Origin of the sequence: Sphaerochaeta associata (genome assembly GCF_022869165.1) — a bacterium.
Classification (GTDB): domain Bacteria; phylum Spirochaetota; class Spirochaetia; order Sphaerochaetales; family Sphaerochaetaceae; genus Sphaerochaeta; species Sphaerochaeta associata.
This window is the reverse complement of sequence record NZ_CP094929.1, coordinates 3,444,235-3,461,593: the sequence shown is the minus strand read 5'-3', so window position 1 is coordinate 3,461,593 and position 17,359 is coordinate 3,444,235. Positions and strand designations below refer to the sequence as shown.

General features: G+C 50.5%; 17 protein-coding genes. 12 read left to right on the top strand and 5 right to left on the bottom strand.

Going from position 1 to position 17,359, the window contains the following annotated elements; translation table 11 throughout:
- Positions 1-46 precede the first annotated feature (46 nt).
- From MUG09_RS16060 to MUG09_RS16015, 10 genes are all read left to right on the top strand, one after another.
- Positions 47-1,147, top strand: a complete 1,101-nt coding sequence (locus tag MUG09_RS16060) for a glycoside hydrolase family 88/105 protein (protein ID WP_244772448.1) — start codon at positions 47-49, stop codon at positions 1,145-1,147.
- 253 nt (positions 1,148-1,400) lie between these two features.
- Entirely contained in the window at positions 1,401-2,483 is a 1,083-nt protein-coding gene (locus tag MUG09_RS16055) for a BMP family lipoprotein (RefSeq protein ID WP_244772447.1), read from the top strand.
- Between the two features lie 111 nt (positions 2,484-2,594).
- Entirely contained in the window at positions 2,595-4,115 is a 1,521-nt protein-coding gene (locus MUG09_RS16050; RefSeq protein ID WP_244772446.1) for an ABC transporter ATP-binding protein, read from the top strand.
- Positions 4,112-5,233 (top strand): ABC transporter permease, encoded by a 1,122-nt coding sequence (locus tag MUG09_RS16045; protein WP_244772445.1) that lies wholly within the window; start codon positions 4,112-4,114, stop codon positions 5,231-5,233. Before MUG09_RS16050 ends, MUG09_RS16045 begins: the two co-directional genes overlap by 4 nt.
- Position 5,234: 1 nt before the next feature.
- On the top strand, positions 5,235-6,167 hold the full coding sequence (locus MUG09_RS16040; protein WP_244772444.1) for an ABC transporter permease: 933 nt from the start codon (positions 5,235-5,237) through the stop codon (positions 6,165-6,167).
- 22 nt (positions 6,168-6,189) lie between these two features.
- On the top strand, positions 6,190-7,020 hold the full coding sequence (locus MUG09_RS16035) for a purine-nucleoside phosphorylase (protein ID WP_244772443.1): 831 nt from the start codon (positions 6,190-6,192) through the stop codon (positions 7,018-7,020).
- Entirely contained in the window at positions 7,017-7,487 is a 471-nt protein-coding gene (locus tag MUG09_RS16030; RefSeq protein WP_244772442.1) for a cupin domain-containing protein, read from the top strand. The genes MUG09_RS16035 and MUG09_RS16030 overlap by 4 nt, the downstream gene beginning before the upstream one ends.
- Positions 7,487-8,188, top strand: a complete 702-nt coding sequence (locus MUG09_RS16025; RefSeq protein ID WP_244772441.1) for an SDR family NAD(P)-dependent oxidoreductase — start codon at positions 7,487-7,489, stop codon at positions 8,186-8,188. Before MUG09_RS16030 ends, MUG09_RS16025 begins: the two co-directional genes overlap by 1 nt.
- A gap of 3 nt (positions 8,189-8,191) precedes the next feature.
- A complete protein-coding gene (locus MUG09_RS16020; protein ID WP_244772440.1) occupies positions 8,192-8,905 on the top strand; it encodes a metallophosphoesterase in 714 nt (237 codons plus the stop codon).
- Positions 8,886-9,803, top strand: coding sequence for a transcriptional regulator (locus MUG09_RS16015; protein ID WP_244772439.1), 918 nt, complete (start codon positions 8,886-8,888; stop codon positions 9,801-9,803). The genes MUG09_RS16020 and MUG09_RS16015 overlap by 20 nt, the downstream gene beginning before the upstream one ends.
- A 39-nt stretch (positions 9,804-9,842) precedes the next feature.
- Here the strand turns inward: MUG09_RS16015 and MUG09_RS16010 are convergent, their stop codons facing one another.
- From MUG09_RS16010 to MUG09_RS15990, 5 genes are all read right to left on the bottom strand, one after another.
- The gene (locus tag MUG09_RS16010) at positions 9,843-10,433 is read right to left on the bottom strand and encodes a flavodoxin family protein (protein WP_244772438.1); all 591 of its coding nucleotides are present in this window, start codon (positions 10,431-10,433) and stop codon (positions 9,843-9,845) included.
- A 70-nt stretch (positions 10,434-10,503) separates the two neighbouring features.
- Entirely contained in the window at positions 10,504-11,286 is a 783-nt protein-coding gene (locus MUG09_RS16005) for an ABC transporter ATP-binding protein (RefSeq protein WP_244772437.1), read from the bottom strand.
- A gap of 57 nt (positions 11,287-11,343) precedes the next feature.
- Positions 11,344-12,099, bottom strand: coding sequence for a FadR/GntR family transcriptional regulator (locus MUG09_RS16000; protein WP_244772436.1), 756 nt, complete (start codon positions 12,097-12,099; stop codon positions 11,344-11,346).
- Positions 12,100-12,376: 277 nt separating this feature from the next.
- Entirely contained in the window at positions 12,377-14,518 is a 2,142-nt protein-coding gene (locus MUG09_RS15995) for an HAD-IIB family hydrolase (protein WP_244772435.1), read from the bottom strand.
- Between the two features lie 104 nt (positions 14,519-14,622).
- The gene (locus MUG09_RS15990) at positions 14,623-15,408 is read right to left on the bottom strand and encodes a FadR/GntR family transcriptional regulator (RefSeq protein WP_244772434.1); all 786 of its coding nucleotides are present in this window, start codon (positions 15,406-15,408) and stop codon (positions 14,623-14,625) included.
- A gap of 478 nt (positions 15,409-15,886) precedes the next feature.
- Between MUG09_RS15990 and MUG09_RS15985 the strand changes: the two genes are divergently transcribed.
- Together MUG09_RS15985 and MUG09_RS15980 are read left to right on the top strand one after the other, a co-directional pair.
- Positions 15,887-16,420: a hypothetical protein gene (locus MUG09_RS15985; protein WP_244772433.1), complete on the top strand. Its 534-nt coding sequence runs from the start codon at positions 15,887-15,889 to the stop codon at positions 16,418-16,420.
- A gap of 359 nt (positions 16,421-16,779) precedes the next feature.
- The gene (locus MUG09_RS15980) at positions 16,780-17,337 is read left to right on the top strand and encodes a hypothetical protein (RefSeq protein ID WP_244772432.1); all 558 of its coding nucleotides are present in this window, start codon (positions 16,780-16,782) and stop codon (positions 17,335-17,337) included.
- Positions 17,338-17,359: the final 22 nt, after the last annotated feature.

Genomic DNA, 17,359 nt, shown 5'->3' with positions numbered 1-17,359 from the left:
TAAGGAGGGGGTGGTCGGTTTTAGCCTCGACAATAGGAATATACGCATGATGGACTGGGGTGAACACCTCTCACTGGCAATGGCCGAAAGTGTGATTGCACGGTACAAGCCTTCACAGATGCGCTGGCACTATGAACATGGCTTGGTAATACACAGCTGCCTGTTGGTGGGAAAAGCATACGGCAGGAACGACTTCTTTGATTGGGCATATTCCATGTATGATCCCATGATAGCCGGTGATGGGCGGATTGCGACGTACCGACTGGGTGAATACAATCTCGACCAGATCAACGCAGGCAGGAATTTGTTCGCCCTGTATGAACAAACCAAGGAGAATCGCTTTCTGCTTGCTGCCAAACTGCTTAAACAGCAGTTGACAACCCAGCCCAGGACGCTTGGCGGTGTTTTTTGGCACAAGGAGATTTATCCTTGGCAGATTTGGCTGGACGGTGTCTATATGCAGGGACCTTTCAATGCCCAGTTCTGCAAGGTCAGCGGCGACACTGCAGGCTTCGACGACATTGTCGACCAGATCATCAAGGTGTACCAGACACTGCGTGATGAAAAGACCGGATTGCTCTACCATGCCTTCGATGAATCGCGGGGCCAACGATGGTCGGACATTGAAACCGGGCTGTCCCCCCACTTCTGGGGAAGAGCAATCGGTTGGTACTGCATGGCCATCCTGGATGTTCTCGATTTCCTGCCCTCCATGCACCCCAAGCGGGGAGAACTGGCAAAGATTCTTGTGTCCGTGCTCGATGCGTTGCTTGCATATCAGGATGAGAGCGGGATGTGGTATCAGGTGGTGGACAAGGCTGGACAGGACGGCAACTATCTGGAAACTTCGTGTACCGGCATGTTCGCCTACAGCCTGCTCAAGGCTCTTCGAACCGGACTCATCTCCAAGGAGCACTACCGCAAACAAGCTTTGAAGGCTCTTGAGGGGATTAAGGCCACATACCTGAGAAAGGATGACAAAGGTCAACTGCACCTTGGCGGTATCTGCAGTGTTGCAGGCTTGGGGGGAAATCCCTATCGCGACGGTACGTTCCACTACTATATCTGTGAACCGGTGGTGGAGGATGATTTCAAGGGGGTGGGTCCGTTCATCCTTGCCTGCCTTGAGGCAGAACAGAGTCGCTGAGGCTCATTGTGAAAGCTCCCTGTCGGGAGCTTTTTTACGAACAAACTGTAGCATTTTCATGCTGTTTGTAGTGTTGTAAACGCAAGTCCAATATCATTCCTCTTCAATCGGAAATAAGTATTGTTTTCATAATGGTTTGTGCAATTTTCTCTTATAGGAGACCGTATTTCTTTGTTTGACAAGGCTACACGGTGATTGTAGAATGATGTTACATAGACTCTTTGTGAAAAAACACAAAATAGGAGAGAACGGAATGAAGAAACTGACTGTAGTACTTTGTATCTTCCTGTTGCTCGGAACCGTGGCATTTGCCCAGGGTTCTGCCGAGGGCGCAGCCAAAAAGAGCAATCTTCGCGTCGGAATGGTTACCGATGCCGGTACGATTGACGACAAATCTTTTAACCAGGGAACCTGGGAAGGAATTCTGAGGGCGAGCAAAGACTACGGTCTGGACGTCAAATACCTCAAGCCCGCCGGAACTACCGAAGCTGACTACCTCAAGGAAATCGGCAACCTCGTCGATGCAGGTTACAATTTCATCATTACTCCCGGCTTTAAGTTTGAAACTGCAATTTTTGAAGCCCAGGACAAGTATCCCAAGGTAAAGTTCGTCATCCTCGACGGCGAGCCGCACAGTGCCGACTACTCCGTCTTCCGCATTGAGCAGAACGTTGTCGCCGTCTATTGGGCGGAACACGAATCCGGCTTCCTCGCCGGTTTTGCTGCAGCCCTCCAGGTCAAGGAAGGCGACTTTGGTTTCGTCGGTGGTATGGAGATTCCCGCTGTACAGAAGTTCAACTGGGGCTTCCAGCAGGGCGTCAAGTACGCCAATGCAAACTTCGGCACCAAGATTGCCATGAAGCAGGAGAACAACCTGTACCAGGGCAGCTTTGACAACGTAAGTGCCGGCCAGCAGATTGCTGCTTCCATGTACGACCGCGGTGTTGACGTAATCTTTGCAGCAGCCGGAGGCGTCGGTGTCGGCGTCATCAACGAGGCAAAGAACCGTGCTTCCAGCGGCCAGAACGTGTGGGTCATCGGTGTTGACGTAGACCAGTACCCTGAAGGCGTTATGCCCAACGGAAAGTCCATCATCCTCACCAGCGCCATGAAGTACCTCGACCGCGCTTCCTATGACATGATCGAAGCCGAGCTGAACGGAACTTATCCTGCCGGACAGATTCTGCACCTCGACGCAACCAACGACGGTGTTGGTATTCCTGTCACGAATCCGAACCTCACCAAGAGCGTGACCGATGAAGTTGCAAAGGTCTATGCAAAGATGAAGAGCGGAGAGATCAAGGTCGCCGCCGTCGGCGACGGACTGTTCAAGTAAGCGCTTGCTTGATGCCATCATCAAGGGCCACCATCTATCGGTGGCCCTTCTGTACTACCTAAGGTATTGCATATAACACACGCCAAGCGTGTCCTCATAGGGAGTCCACCGATGAGTCATGTCATTGAAATGTTGAACATTCGCAAGGAGTTCCCCGGTATCGTAGCCAACGATGATATCACCTTGCAAGTAGAGCAGGGGGAGATTCACGCCATTTTAGGCGAGAACGGGGCAGGAAAGTCCACCCTGATGAGCATCCTCTTTGGTTTGTACCATGCAGACAAGGGAAAAATATTGGTTCGGGGAAAGGAAGTTCATATCCATAGCCCCAACGATGCCAATGATCTGGGCATCGGCATGGTGCACCAGCACTTCCAGCTGGTTCACAACTTCACTGTTACGGAAAATATCATTCTTGGAAAGGAAGGAAAGTTCTTCCTCGACCGCAAGGGTGCATCCAAGAAGATCAAGGCCCTCTCCGAGAAGTACGGGCTGAATATTGATCCTGATATGATCATCGAGGATATCACGGTGGGAATGCAGCAGCGGGTTGAGATCCTGAAAATGCTCTATCGTGATGCCGAGATTCTCATATTCGACGAACCGACGGCCGTCCTCACTCCCCAGGAGATCGAGGATCTGATGCAGATCATGCGTAATCTGGTAGCTGAAGGCAAGTCGGTCATTCTCATAACGCACAAGCTCAATGAGATCAAGGCGGTTGCCGACCGCTGTACGATCATCCGTCGCGGACAGCTGATTGGAGTGGTCGATGTGAAGTCCACCAGTGCCTCCAAAATGGCTTCCATGATGGTCGGCAGGCCTGTCAACTTCAAGGTTGACAAGAAACCCGCACAAGTGGGCAGGGTGATTTTGGACCTGCATGACCTCAAGGTTTTGAACAATAAGAAATTGGTTGGAGTAAAAGATATTTCCCTCTCGGTGAAAGCCGGCGAGATTGTAGGCATCGCCGGTGTTGACGGCAACGGCCAGACTGAATTGATCGAGGCCATCACCGGATTGAGGCTCATTGAGGGGGGAACCATTACCTTGGACGGCAACGATATCACCAATGCAGATATCAGAAAGCGCAATGAGATCGGTATCGGGCATATTCCCGAGGACCGGCAAAAGCGCGGACTGGTCATGGCCTCCTCGCTGTTCAATAATGTTGCCATCAAAGAGTACTACCACCGACCCTTCAGTAAGAACGGCCTGCTCGATGCAGAATACCTGCATGAGTACGCCCAGAAGGTGATTGATCAGTTTGATGTACGCAGCGGTGAAGGCATTTACTCTCTTGCTGGAAAGCTTTCCGGAGGCAACCAGCAAAAGCTTATTGTCGGACGTGAAGTCGTAGGGGATCCCGAGCTTCTGATTGCAGTTCAACCCACCCGCGGCCTGGACGTCGGAGCCATTGAATACATACACTCTCAGCTTGTAGCCCATCGGGACAAAGGCCATGCAGTCCTGCTGGTTTCCTTTGAACTGGATGAGATCTTCAATCTTTCCGACCGGATTGCTGTCATGAACAGCGGCGAATTGATTGATGTGGTGAAGACCAGTGAGACCAATGAGGAGGAAGTCGGCCTCATGATGGCGGGCGTGAAGCGAAAGGAAGGTGCCCAATGAAACCCATGAAACAACGAGAAAAACAGAGTAATGCCTTCCTCGTCGCAGCAAGTGCAACGGTTCTTGGACTGCTTGCCGGAGCGATTCTGATGGCTTTGATCGGCAGCAACCCGTTTACCGGATTCTGGTATTTGTTCCGTGGTGGTTTGATGAATATCGAGCGCATCGGCAATACCATGGCTACAGCCACCACCTTGATGCTGGTCGGGCTTTCGGTTGCCTTCGCATTCAAGACAGGGTTGTTCAATATCGGGGCCTCCGGGCAGATGCTCATCGGAGGACTGTGTGCAACGTTGGTGGCACACAAGGTCTTTCTGCCGCGTCCTCTCTTTCTGGTGGTGCTTATTGGAGCTGCTCTTCTTGGAGGAGCCTTGTGGGGAATCATTCCGGGATTTTTAAAAGCAAAGTTCAATGTGCATGAAGTAGTGGCAACGATCATGATGAACTGGATCGCCTACTGGTCGATTTACTATTTCATACCTGCTTATCTGAAGGGGCCTTCGCTTGAGACCGAGAGTGCAAGCATTGCTGTCAGTCAGTCCATGAGGTCCCCTTGGCTGACCAAGCTGTTCAACGGTTCGTATATGAACCTTGCCTTCTTTGTTGCCATTGCCGCAGTGCTCATCATCAAGTTTATTCTGGATAAGACCACCTTGGGCTTCGGCCTGAAGGCTGTCGGATCGAACCGCTTCTGTGCCGAGTATGCGGGAATCAAGGTGAACCGCAATGTCGTCATCTCCATGATGATCGCCGGCGGTCTTGCCGGTCTGGCAGGCCTTTCCTTCTATACCGGGTACTCGCGCAATATGCAGATCGGCGTAATGCCCTCCCAAGGTTTTGATGGCATTGCAGTTGCATTGTTGGGAGCCAGTACTCCATTGGGGGTGTTGTTCAGTTCATTATTCTTTGGCATTCTGCAGTCGGGCAAGGGGTTTATGAACGCCATGACCAGCGTGCCGCCTGAGATTGCCGATACCATCATTGCCGTCATCATCTACTTCACTGCAACCAGCGTGCTGTTCAAGCGCTTCTGGGATGCAATGCTCAAGAGGCAGGGAAACAAGGCGAAGGAAAAAGCAGCAGTACCGGAGACTGCAGAGAAGAAGGAGGGTCAGTAATATGTGGAACACTTTGGTCAGCATTTTCCCTTATGCCATTGCCTATACGATTCCCATGTTGATGACCTCCCTCGGAGGCTTGTACAGTGAACGAAGCGGTGTCACCAACCTTGGATTGGAAGGCTTGATGCTGGTAGGGTACTTTGCCAGCGCAATTACCATCAAAATGACTGAAGCCACCTTGGGTGTACAAGCTCTTCCGGTTGGCATTCTTGTCGGTGTGGCAGCAGGAGCAGTGTTCAGCATTCTGCATGCCTTCGCCTCGATCAACTTGAAGGCGGACCAGGTTATCAGCGGGACGGCCATCAACATGCTGGCTGCTGCTTTAACGGTGTATTTGGCCAGAACCATCAGCGGAAGCGGCAACGTACGCATCCTCATGGGAATCGTTCGCAAGAACATTCCCGTCCTTTCTCAGATTCCCATCATCGGTCCGCTGTTTTTCAGTCAATCCTATTGGACTACCTGGCTGTGCCTTGCAATTTGGGGTCTTTCTTGGATCCTGCTGTATAAAACCAGTTTCGGCTTACGGCTCAGAGCGTGCGGTGAGCACCCCTCAGCCGTTGCATCGGCTGGTGTCAATGTATATCGCATGCGTTATTTCGGTGTCATTATGAGTGGAGCCTTGGCTGGTTTGGGTGGCTCGGTCATCCTGATCACCTACTCCGGGGAGTTCAATGGAACGGTCGCGGGCCTGGGCTTCCTCTCCATTGCCGCCTTGATTTTCGGACAGTGGAAGCCGCTTGGGATTTTGGGAGCTACGTTCTTCTTCGGCATCGCAACCACCATTGCGAACGTCAGCCAGGTCATTCCTTCGCTGGCGGTCGTGCCTCCTGTCTTCTTCAAGGTTTTCCCGTATGTGGCGACCTTGCTTGCCTTGGTGCTATTCTCAAAGAATTCCGCTGCCCCGAAGGCATCGGGAGAACCTTTCTAAGAATTTCGAATTGGAGGAATGAATGGACAAACTCATGGATAAAATGCAGGAAGCTGCAATGTATATCACATCCCGGATCGGCAGCGATCCGGTGCATATCGGCATGGTCCTGGGCAGCGGCCTGGGTGGCTTGGCCGATGAGCTGCAGGATGCTGTTGCAATTTCCTACAAGGATATTCCCTACTTTCCCGTCTCCACGGTCTTCGGCCACAAGGGAAAGCTGGTTGTGGGGACGCTGGAAGGCAAGCGGGTCATGTGCATGCAGGGTCGTTTCCACTACTATGAAGGTTATGGGATGGATCAGGTGGTGTTCCCGATTCAGGTCATGCACGCCTTGGGGATCAACAACCTGTTGGTAACCAATGCCGCCGGTGGAGTGAACACCTCCTATAAGCCCGGTGACTTGATGTTGATCGTGGACCATATCAAACTCATTGCAGACAGCCCCATGCGCGGTCCGAACTACGACAGCTTGGGCGAGCGCTTCTTCGATATGACCAATGCCTACGACAAAAAGCTTTCCGCTCTGGCCCGCGAGGAAGCGAAGCGGTTGGGCATAACCCTCCAAGAAGGTGTGTATATGTTCTTTGCCGGGCCCTCCTATGAGACCCCGGCCGAGATTCGAGCGGCCCGCATCCTCGGCTCCGATGCGGTGGGTATGTCCACCGTGCCCGAAGCCTTGGCGGCCAGTCATATGCGGATGAAGGTGCTGGGAATCAGCTGCATCACCAACATGGCGGCTGGAATTCTCGACCAACCACTGAACCACACCGAAGTGATGGAGACGGGCGATCGGGTGAAGGAAGCATTTACCCTTCTGGTCCGCAACGTTACCAAACAATGGCCGGTATGAAGAGAGAGGTAGAGAAGCTGATTCAGAAACTGCAATTGCAGCCGCTTCAAGGCGAAGGCGGGTACTTTCGCCGCTTGTATACGTTTAGCGACAATGGTGCGGCTTTAGGCAGCACCATATACTATCTGATGACCGGCCAAAGCTTCTCTTCCCTCCATTTTTTGCCTACCGCAGAAGTCTGGTACTTTCTTGAAGGCTGTGAAGCCCGGCAGTTGGTGCTCCAACCCGATGGTAGCCACACCGAGAGAATTCTGGGGAGGGCCAGCGATGGCTATGACCCGGTTATTACCGTCGAAGGGGGATGTTGGCAGGGAACAAAACCTGTACAGGAGGATGGATGGACCTTGTGTGCGACCACCATGGTTCCCCCCTACGATGGTCAGTCCTACAGGCAGGGTGATCGATCCCTGCTTGTGCAGTATCCATCCTGCAGCAGCATCGAGGAGTTTCTGAGCAAGGAGGAGTGATGAAGCACGTCCTGGTCAGTGGAGGTACCAGTACCCTGGGAAAAGCCGTCTGCAGCAGGTTCATTGCAGAGGGTGCAATGGTCTATTGCGGATATTCCAGTGGCGAGCAGAAGGCACAAGAGCTTGTACGGCAGTTGGGTTCTTCTCTGGTTCCTGTCCGGCTCGATGTCACAGACCAAGCAAGCATCGATGATGTTGCAAGTAAAATCCAGAGCCTGGATGTCCTTGTCAACAACAGCGGTGTGTTCTCAGTCTTTTCGGTGGAGGAGCTCCAGACCGAGGAAATCCAGCGGATTTTTGACATTAATGTTACAGGCCTCATGCGCGTGACCAAGCGCATGGCTCCCTTCCTTCAGGCCTCCAAGGGCTCTATCATCAATGTTGCCAGCATCAACGCGTTCCATCCGGGCTTCGGAGGAACCGTCCATTACGATGCATCCAAAGGAGCGGTGGTCTCATACACCATGAGCCTTGCTCGTGAACTCGCCCCCCTTGTCAGGGTGAACGCTGTCGCACCCGGCTTGCTCGAGGCTCCCTACCTTGATGAGACCAATCCGTTGAGAAAGCTTTATGAACAGCGTGCATTGTTGGGCTGTCTGGTCGATGCCGACCAGGTGTCCTTGGCGGTTCAGTTCTTGAGCCGATGTACGGCCATGACAGCACAGGTGATCACCATCGATGCTGGATACTTAGCGGGGTGATGCATGAAAATTTTGTGTATTGCCGACGAAACCGATCCATTGGTCTACTCCAAAAACATAGCTTCACGGTATGCAGACGTCGATGTCGTCATTGCAGCGGGCGATCTTCCGCTCAAGTACTATGAGTTCATCATCTCCAGCCTGAACAAACCGCTTTTCTTTGTGTTTGGTAATCATAACCTTGAGTTCCTTCATCAATTCACCTCGAATGCCCAGCCGATCATGCAATATGGATACACCGACGGAAAAATGCAGGTGCTTCCCAGCTTCGGTGGAGACTACGTCGACGGAAAGGTGCTCTACTACCGCAAGCAGGACCTCATCGTTGCCGGCCTGGGCGGTTCGATGCGCTACAACAAGGGCAAGCATCAATTCACCGAGCAGGAAATGTTTTTCAGAATGCTCAAGATGGCACCCCGACTTCTGTTCAATAGAGTGTTTCATGGACGGTATGTAGACATTCTGGTCACCCACGCAGCCCCGTTGGGCCTCGGTGACGACACCGATCGTTGTCATCAGGGTTTTTCTACATTCCTGACCTTCATGCAGTGGTTCAAGCCCAAGTACCTTCTGCATGGACACATCCATTTGCACGATATGAATGCAAACCGTCACCATGTATACAAACAAACACAGGTGATTAATATCTTCCAAAGTTATATACTGCAGGACCAGAAATTGGGGAGAGGGAGCAAGCATGGGAAGAATAGGGACTGATTTGCTTTCCCAGACGAATGAGGACTTTGAGAAAGCCCGCAGCCGCGGGCGAATCCAGTCCTTGCTCAGCGGTCTGGCATGGAAGAACTCTGATTTATTGAGCTTTTATGCAGTTACCGAGTTGATAAAACCTCGAAACGAGACATATCTGGGAATGCGAACCATTCCCGTCAAGCAGATAATCGGAAGTGAAGGGCGGTACCAGGACTTTTCACTGGCCTTCTATCCGAAGAAGGAGTTGCTCAGAGCCCGCTGGCGGAGCATCGACAGGGCGGTCAAGGAATATGTGAACCTTCCCCCCATTTCTGTGTACAAGCTTGGGCAGTGGTATTTCGTTCGGGACGGGAACCATCGGGTTTCAGTGGCCAAGACCCAAGGTGTTGAGTTCATCGATGCCGAGGTCGTTGAGCTGGACAGCCAGATTCCGCTTGAGGCGGGCCTTACGATGAAACAGCTGAGAAAGCGTGTGATCGACTATGAACGCAAGCGCTTTCTGGAGCAATACAATCCTTCCTATCTGCCCATGGACCAAATTGAGTTCACCTCCCCGGGATCCTACCCTGAGATGGTCAACCATATTCTGGTGCATAAGTACTATCTGAATGAGGGAAAGAGTGAGGAGCTGAGTTTTCAAGCCGGGGCGGTGTCGTGGTATGAGAATGTGTATCAGCCGATCATCGAAGAGGTGCGCAGGGAGAAGTTGCTTTCTTCTTTCCCGGGTAATACCGAAGCCGACCTCTACATGTGGATTGTCAGGCATTGGGACAACCTCAAGCACATGAGCGGCAGCCAGGAAGTGAGCATCGAGAGTGCCACGTCCGACTACAAGATGCGCTATGGGAGAGGACGTGCCGAGCGTTGGTTGAACCGGGTAAAGTATTTCTTCTCAAAGAAGTAGGGGAAGTGCTCTGTGCACTTCCCCCGGTACTTTCTCTTCCTATTCCTGAATATACGCGCTTAGAATATCGGCGTATACTTCCATCTCCTTGCCCAGCCTGTCGCTGGGTCGGATGGCGCCTTCCTTGCCTGCGAGATGGACGATTCCGCCGACCGGCTGGTCGCAGAAGTCAAGCTCGTCGTGAACCCCGAACGGGATGTGCAGCATCCCCATCGACTGGGCCCAATAGATCATGGCAGTCAAGGTATGGGCACCTTCACAGGTGGAGTTCGAGCAGCTGGTGAAGCAGGCGAAGAACTTGGTTTCCAGGCTCTTGTCCTTGCTCAAGGGCAGGGTGGTGTCGAGGAACGTCTTCATCTCCGCTGAAATATTGCCAAAGCGGGTGGGACTGCCAAGAATCACCATGTCGCTTTTCAGGAGCGTCGAGGTACTGACGATCGGCAGCGCCAGGATATCTTCATAGAAATCATTGGTCGTCTCTTGGGTGTTCGCCCAGATATGCAAATCAGGGTCTTCAACCCGATACAGCCTGGCATCGACATTTCGTGCGGACATCAGTTCCTTAAGGTAGGAGCCAATGATGTAGCAGTTGCCGCTTACGCTGTGAATGATGATGGAACAACGCTTCATGTGGTGACCTCGCTTGTTTTGTTCTTGCTTCAATAATACTACACAAAGGGTGGTTCGTGGAATAAATGCATCAGCACCACGCGCTGAACAAGCCTTCCCGCTCATCGATGAACACCTTTGTTTGATAGACTTCGGACAGCAATTGCTCGTTGAGAATCTCACGTTTCGGCCCGTCGGCTACAATACGGCCATGCTGCATGACCACGATGCGGTTGATGGCGGGGATGATCTCACTCAGTTCATGGGTGGCAAGGATAATGGTTTTCCCCTCCCTGTCAAGCTGCTCAAGTGTCGAACGGTACTGAGAGCGGCTTGGGAAATCGAGATTGGAAACAGCCTCATCGAGCAGCATCACCTGTGGATCGTGCACATTCGCCCGTGCCAGGAGGATTCTTCGAGCCTCGCCGCTGGACATGCGGTTCATCTGCTTGTCCCGAAGGTGCCAGGCGTCGTATCGGTGCATGGTCTCCTCCATTTTTTGCATTTGCCGGTCGTTACAGTGATGATGGAAATCAAGTCCGATGGAGCTGAAGAACCCGGAGATGACAATCTCCCATCCCTTGTAGCTTGAGTTGCACAGGTATTGAAGCGATTGGGATACAATGCCTAGATGGGCCCTGAGGCTCAAGACCTCCCACTTGGCTTTGCCGAAGAGGATACGTTTGGTCCGGGGAGAGTACAGCGGATGTATCTCTTCGCTCAGCAGTTGCACCAGGGTGCTCTTGCCGGCCCCGTTGGGGCCGATGATTGCAACATGCTCGTTGCGCTTAACCTGAAAAGAAATATCGTCGAGAATGGGTACGCCTGAGCGGCGGACTGTCGCATGCTCGAGCTGCATGATGCATTCGTCCATAAAAAATCCTCCCACGTGACTATATCACGCGAGAGGATTCTTGCCAAAGCAGGACGGTCAGGCGTATGAGATCATCGCCATGCTTTCATCCGGATAGTGGTCCATCACCTTGGTTTCCAAGGTGGTGAGGGTGACCAGCACCAGGGCGACTGCAAGGTCGGTCTGTCCGTTCTGCAGCGCTTCACACAGATACGAGTAGTCCTTGGAACGTTTTTCCATCTGGACAGGGGTGAACTTGATTGAGTTCATCGCCGTATCCAGAAGCGGTGATAGATTGTCATAAATGCAGGAGAGAATCTGGTTGCCGTTTGCAAATACCAAGGTTCTGTGAAAATCGGCTTCCGCCTTCAGATATTCGGCATGAGCCTTGGCATCCTTTTGGAAGATATGGGGAACGGAGGCTTCCATACGGTTGCTGGAATTCCAAAGCTGGGCAAGGTACTCGTCACGGTTCTCCAAGCGGCTGAAGCCCCTGGCGGCACTCGTGGCGACGGTGATACGCACCTGCATGAGGTTTCGCATCAGTTTTGCCTGGCTTATCTTGCTGTTTACGATGGTGGTGGAGATGGACTCGACATATTGGTCGAGATTGTTGCTCCTGACCTGGGCCCTTCGTCCTTGTGAAATAATAACCAACCCCTTGGCTTCGAGAAGCTTCAAAGCTTCACGGATGGGGCGGCTCGATGTATTGAATTGATCGGCAAGGACTTGCTGTGATGGTAGGAATGATCCGCTTTTAAGACGGTTGTCCAAGATCATTTCTTCCAAGGATGAAGCAATTCTTGCTGATTTTGTTTGTGAAATGTAGTCCATTTCTTCTTCCTTGTTGAGCGAAGCAATGTAAGACCCAACCATGTCATACGTTCTATGTTTGCTTACACGCCAACTATAGTATAGTTTCTAACTATATGCAATACTTGGATATCAAAAAAATAATTGATGTCATCAGTTGTAATTCGTGTAATAAGTTAGTTAGTCAAACCCCAACATCGGACATAGGATTGAAGTACTTCTTTCTTGCTTTGTACATCCAGATAATACAAGAAATAAGGTTCTCCCACACAGAAGAACCTTACTCGCATGGACTGCATTACTCAATTATGCCGAAGTGCGAAAGGCCTTCAAGCACCCCTGCCGCTTCCGCCTTGGATGCGAAGAACCGATGTTTGGTTCTTCGGAGTTTGGCAAGGCTCTTCTCGTGGTTTGCCACAATGATCGACGAAAGGCCCTTGGTGAACATGTCTCGGTCATTCTCACTGTCGCCGGCCGTAACGATATCCTGTTCGGCGATGCCCCACTTCCAAGCCAGGTAGAGGATTGCATTTCCCTTGCCGGCACGGTAGGGAAGGATGTCCAGATAGGTGTCATGCGAGAGGATGATATGCTGTTTGCCCGAACCCTTATGCAAGGCTTCCTTGATGTTTTTAACCAGTAGTGCCGTATCTGTACCCGCTTTGACGGTATAGCTGACTTTGTAGGTGCGTTGGGCACCTTCCTCTGTTTGCAATTCGAGCTCCTTGAATTCCTGCAGGGCATCCATGATCGCCTTCGGTTTCCACGCGCGCTTGATGTAATCAGCCCACCCCTTGTCAGGCATTGCCTGTCGTCCATAGTGGATTTCGCTGCCGACGGAGGTGATGAGGATGTCCGGATTCGGATAGCCGTACTGTTTGAGAATGGACAGGGCGGAATCGATGTTTCTCCCGGTTGCAACGGCAAAACCCAGATGCTGGTGATGCTCCTTGAGGGCCGCAATGAGTCTCTGTGCCGAAGCCTGGTCGGTGGTAAGGGTGTTGTCGATGTCGCAGACCACAAGGTGCTTGATCGAACCAAGCCGCTTCTCAAGTGTTGGCAGCGGTGTCTTGTCGGTTTTGATGCTCTTCAGGGCGTGCAGGTATCTCTCTGCATGGGCCTCCCAATTGTAGACCGTCCGGGTCCGTTCAACTCCGTTATGAGACAATGTATCCCACAGATTTGCATCGGTGAGCAGGTCGTGGATGGTTTGTTCCACATGTTTGTGATCACCTATGTCGACGAGGATTCCGCTTTCACAATTCTTCTGGATGTCCTGCACCCCTCCTTTGTTGGTTCCAACGAAGGGGAGGCCGACTGCAGATGCCTCGATGAAGGTCAGGCCGAAGTTCTCCAAGGCGGCTGTACTGACGAACAAGCCTCGTTTCATGGCGGCAAGCCTATAGATTTCCGGGACATCCGAATCAGGGTTGTGATGCTTGGGTATGGCCATTTTCCCATACAAGTCGTAACGGTCCATCAAGAGCAGCATGTCGGTGAGCACCTGCTTCTCTCCCTCTTCCATGGTGGAGATGTCATCACGGATGCCGGCGACAATGACCAGATTGGCAAGTGCCTGCAATCGTTGGCTTTTGCCGTAGATTTCGATCAGCTGGTCGATGTTCTTCCTTCCATCAGGTCGGCACAGGGCGAGGATGAAGGGTTTGTCCATGGTGGTGAGAAAGCGTTCAAGCTCCTTGATCATCGAGTACTGGGCATGCTTCATCTCTTCGGTGATCGAGGGATCCTGAATTTCATAATGGTAGTAGGGGAAGAACGACGCCAGGTCGAGTCCCGGCGGGATTACCTGCATGACGGATAGGTTACGCTTCTCGTACGGTGCATACAGGCTCTCCTTCTCATACTCGGTGCTGGTGATGACAAGGTCTGCCTTTTCAAGAATCTTCTCTTCGTTCTGGATCCTCGTTTGAATATGGTAGTACTGATTCAGTTTTTCTTCGCTGGTATTCTGTTCTTTCAGGTACTCCAACTTGTTTCTTCCCAGGGAGTGGCCGGTAAAGACCAGCGGGATGTCAAAGTAGGCTGCAAGTTCATTGGCTACATAGGCGGCATCGGCATAGTGAGCATGCAAAATATCCGGTATTTTCTTCTGTGTCCTAAAAAAGCTGATGAGATTATCTACATACTCATCCAAATGCGGCCACAGCAGTTCCTTCCGTACATATGCATTGCCACCGCAGCTGAGACGAACGATGCGCCCTCTCTCTCCGATCGGCTCGATGCTTTTTGCATAATCGGCGTCATGCCGCGCATCCTTGATCAGGCGGGTGAAAAGGTCCACCTCGACATCCAGGTGCTTTGCAAGCTCCTTGACGAGGTCGACTGCATATCGGGTCTGTCCCCCGGTATCGGCATCTCTACCCATTTCGATGTGCTCGCTACGAACAAGCCCGTGAATATTTATTATTGCTATATACATACTAACCTCTTATGTAATCGTTACATATGAGATAAGATGTGTCAACCGGCACAAAAAAACGCTGCCAAAATCCACGGCAGCGTTTATTCAAGTAAGGACCTTTTTTACAGGTCGAGGGTCTCGAATTTATCCCTGATATTGGTGAGGTTCACCAGCGTGAGGGCTACCGCAAGGTCGGTCTGCCCGTTTACCAATGCTTCCACCAAATAGCGGTACTCGTTTACTTTCTTTTTTTGCTCGTTGTAGGTCTCAGGCAACCTGTCCATTGCAGCATAGAGCTGCGGTGCGAGGTTCTCATAGATGCTGCTGAGGATGATGTTGTCGTTCGACTTGATCAAAGCGGCATGGAATTCGAACTCCGTTGCCTTGAACTGCTTGGTCGCTTCTGCATCCTTGCCGGTTTCGAGGCTGGGCAGCAGGTGCTCCATTTTGGTGCAGGCGCGGTCGAGGGACCGGACGATCAGCATTCTGTTGGGGTCTCGGGAGAGCTCTCTTGCCGCAGATACCTCGATGGTCGTTCGTACCTGCATCAAGTCGGTGAGCAGCTTCTTGTCCGGAGCCTGCTTGCTGATCATGGATGCAGAGAGCGACTCCACAAACTGGTCGAGGCTGTTGCTCTTGACGATGGCTTTCTTGCCCTGCTTTACGCTGATAAGCCCCTTTGCCTCCAGATTTTTGAAAGCCTCGCGTACGCTCCTGCTTGATGCGAAGAACTGGGCTGCCAGGTCGTGCTGGCTTGGCAGCGTCTCCCCGGCCTTATATTTTTTAGCGAGGATTTCCTCCTCGAGTTTGTTTGCAATTACGGTCGATTTTGTCTCAGATCCTGTAATGTTGTTTCCGCTCATCTTGTCTACTTCCTTGGTGATACCGTTTGACGTCTGTAGTTGCAACTGTATACATCCTACAACCTCTTATATACGCTATTATATCTTGAAAAGCAATCGTCTAACAGTGGTATATGTTATAAGTTTGGAAAAAGAATTTATTTTACTGGATGTTTATAATTATTGATAAAGTAGTGGTTTGTTCCGCAATGCCGATTATTTGCTTCACAAAATCACTTGTTACATTAGCAAAAACTTCTTTCATTGTGACAGAACAATCGCCTCATATGCAGGAAATAAAGATGTATATGTATTGAGAATCTACTGTATATTGTTTCAATTGCAAAGAAAAAAGATGTCATAAGCAAGAAACATGATAAAAATATATAATGTAGAGAAATAAGAAAATAAATGCTTTTTTGGTGATGAACCATGTAAGACAAATACCTTGTGTATTGACATATGTTTTTCTCTCGCAGTATAGTTCTAACTGAAGATGACGGGAAAACTCTTGCACGATTTTCCGGGAGGGAACTACAGCTTCATGAAACGATATACTGTTATTGCGTTGCTGCTTATATTTCAGCTGAGTCTCTTTGCAGCTCCAGTAAATCCAGCACAAGTCACCATCTCGCTTACCACCAGGGTTCCCGAGTACCTCGTACACGGATTTCTCAAGACAACAGAGGGCTCTCAGGTCATTGTCTCCTCAACCGAAGTGGACGATGCATTCAATACCAGTGGAGCTTCCTTCACCTATGCCATCCAGACCAACGTATCCATTCCACTGAAGGTGACGGCTACGGTTTCACCGTTCAACCTGCAATACGCCCCCACCTCCTATCAGGTTGGGATCGACAAGATTTATGTACAGGAGAGTGAAGCGGCGATTCTCAGCGAAGCTCCGGTGGACTCAACCAGCGGTACCTACAACCTTGTGGAGTTCACTCCCAATGCCTCGGGTATGGCTACCTATGCATATACGTTGACCGTCCTTGCCAATCAAACCCAGGTACAAAACGCTCCTTCAGGTGCGTATGAATCAACGGTTTCAATCGGGATAACCCCGAATAATTAAGAGACTCATGTGTTTAGGGAAGCAGGGTGCCGAAAAGGCACCCTCTTTGTTATGGAAATCCAATTACTTACATACATAGTTGTGACAGGAGTACCCGTATTGCTACCATATATTCTTCTTAATAAAAATCATTATCGTAATTAACATCTAGATATATTTAGATGATTGTCTAACATGTGTAATAAGTAGGATATATGATAAATATATATAAATAAAAGATATAAAAATTTCAAAAAAAATTATTATGAAAATAATCAAAAATCATATCTCTAATCTTGACATAAGTCTGACTCGGTAGTAGGCTATGCATGTATAAAGGGATCGTGCCATAAAAGGATTACCTCCCAAAGGAGTTGAGAATGAATAAAAAGTTGATTGCACTTGCTTTGGTTCTACTGCTTGCTGTTGGTGGGTTGTTTGCTACCTATTCCGTCACTGTTCCTACGAGTGTTGAAGCTCTGTTAAAGGCAAATGTTGGAGAATTCCTTGAGCATGGTTTTACCGTCAACTCTGTTAAATATCAGAGCTCAATTGAGATTCTTGATGCATTCGAGACAAATCCTTCCTTTGTGTATGGATATCGCACAAATGCACAGGGCGCTTTTAAGTTTAGGATGACAGTTGGAAATTTCTTGCATACGAATGGATCCAGCATTGTCAAAATTGCTGACGTCAAGAAGAGCAATGTATCCATAGATCCAGTTTCCGGTCAGTCATATTATCTGTTGTTCTCTGAAAACAATGCTACAAGCCTTGGAACGGTAACTCATACCGGTGAAGATACATTCACAATTGTTCCTGCAACTGCAACGGGTACGGACCATCTTGGGACTTCTATTGGTGCTGGTCAATATGTTGGTGATGCAACCCCTGGTGCTTATACTGCAACTGTGACTATCGCAATCTCCGCTTCCTGATTTTTCTCCTTGTGTTGAGAGT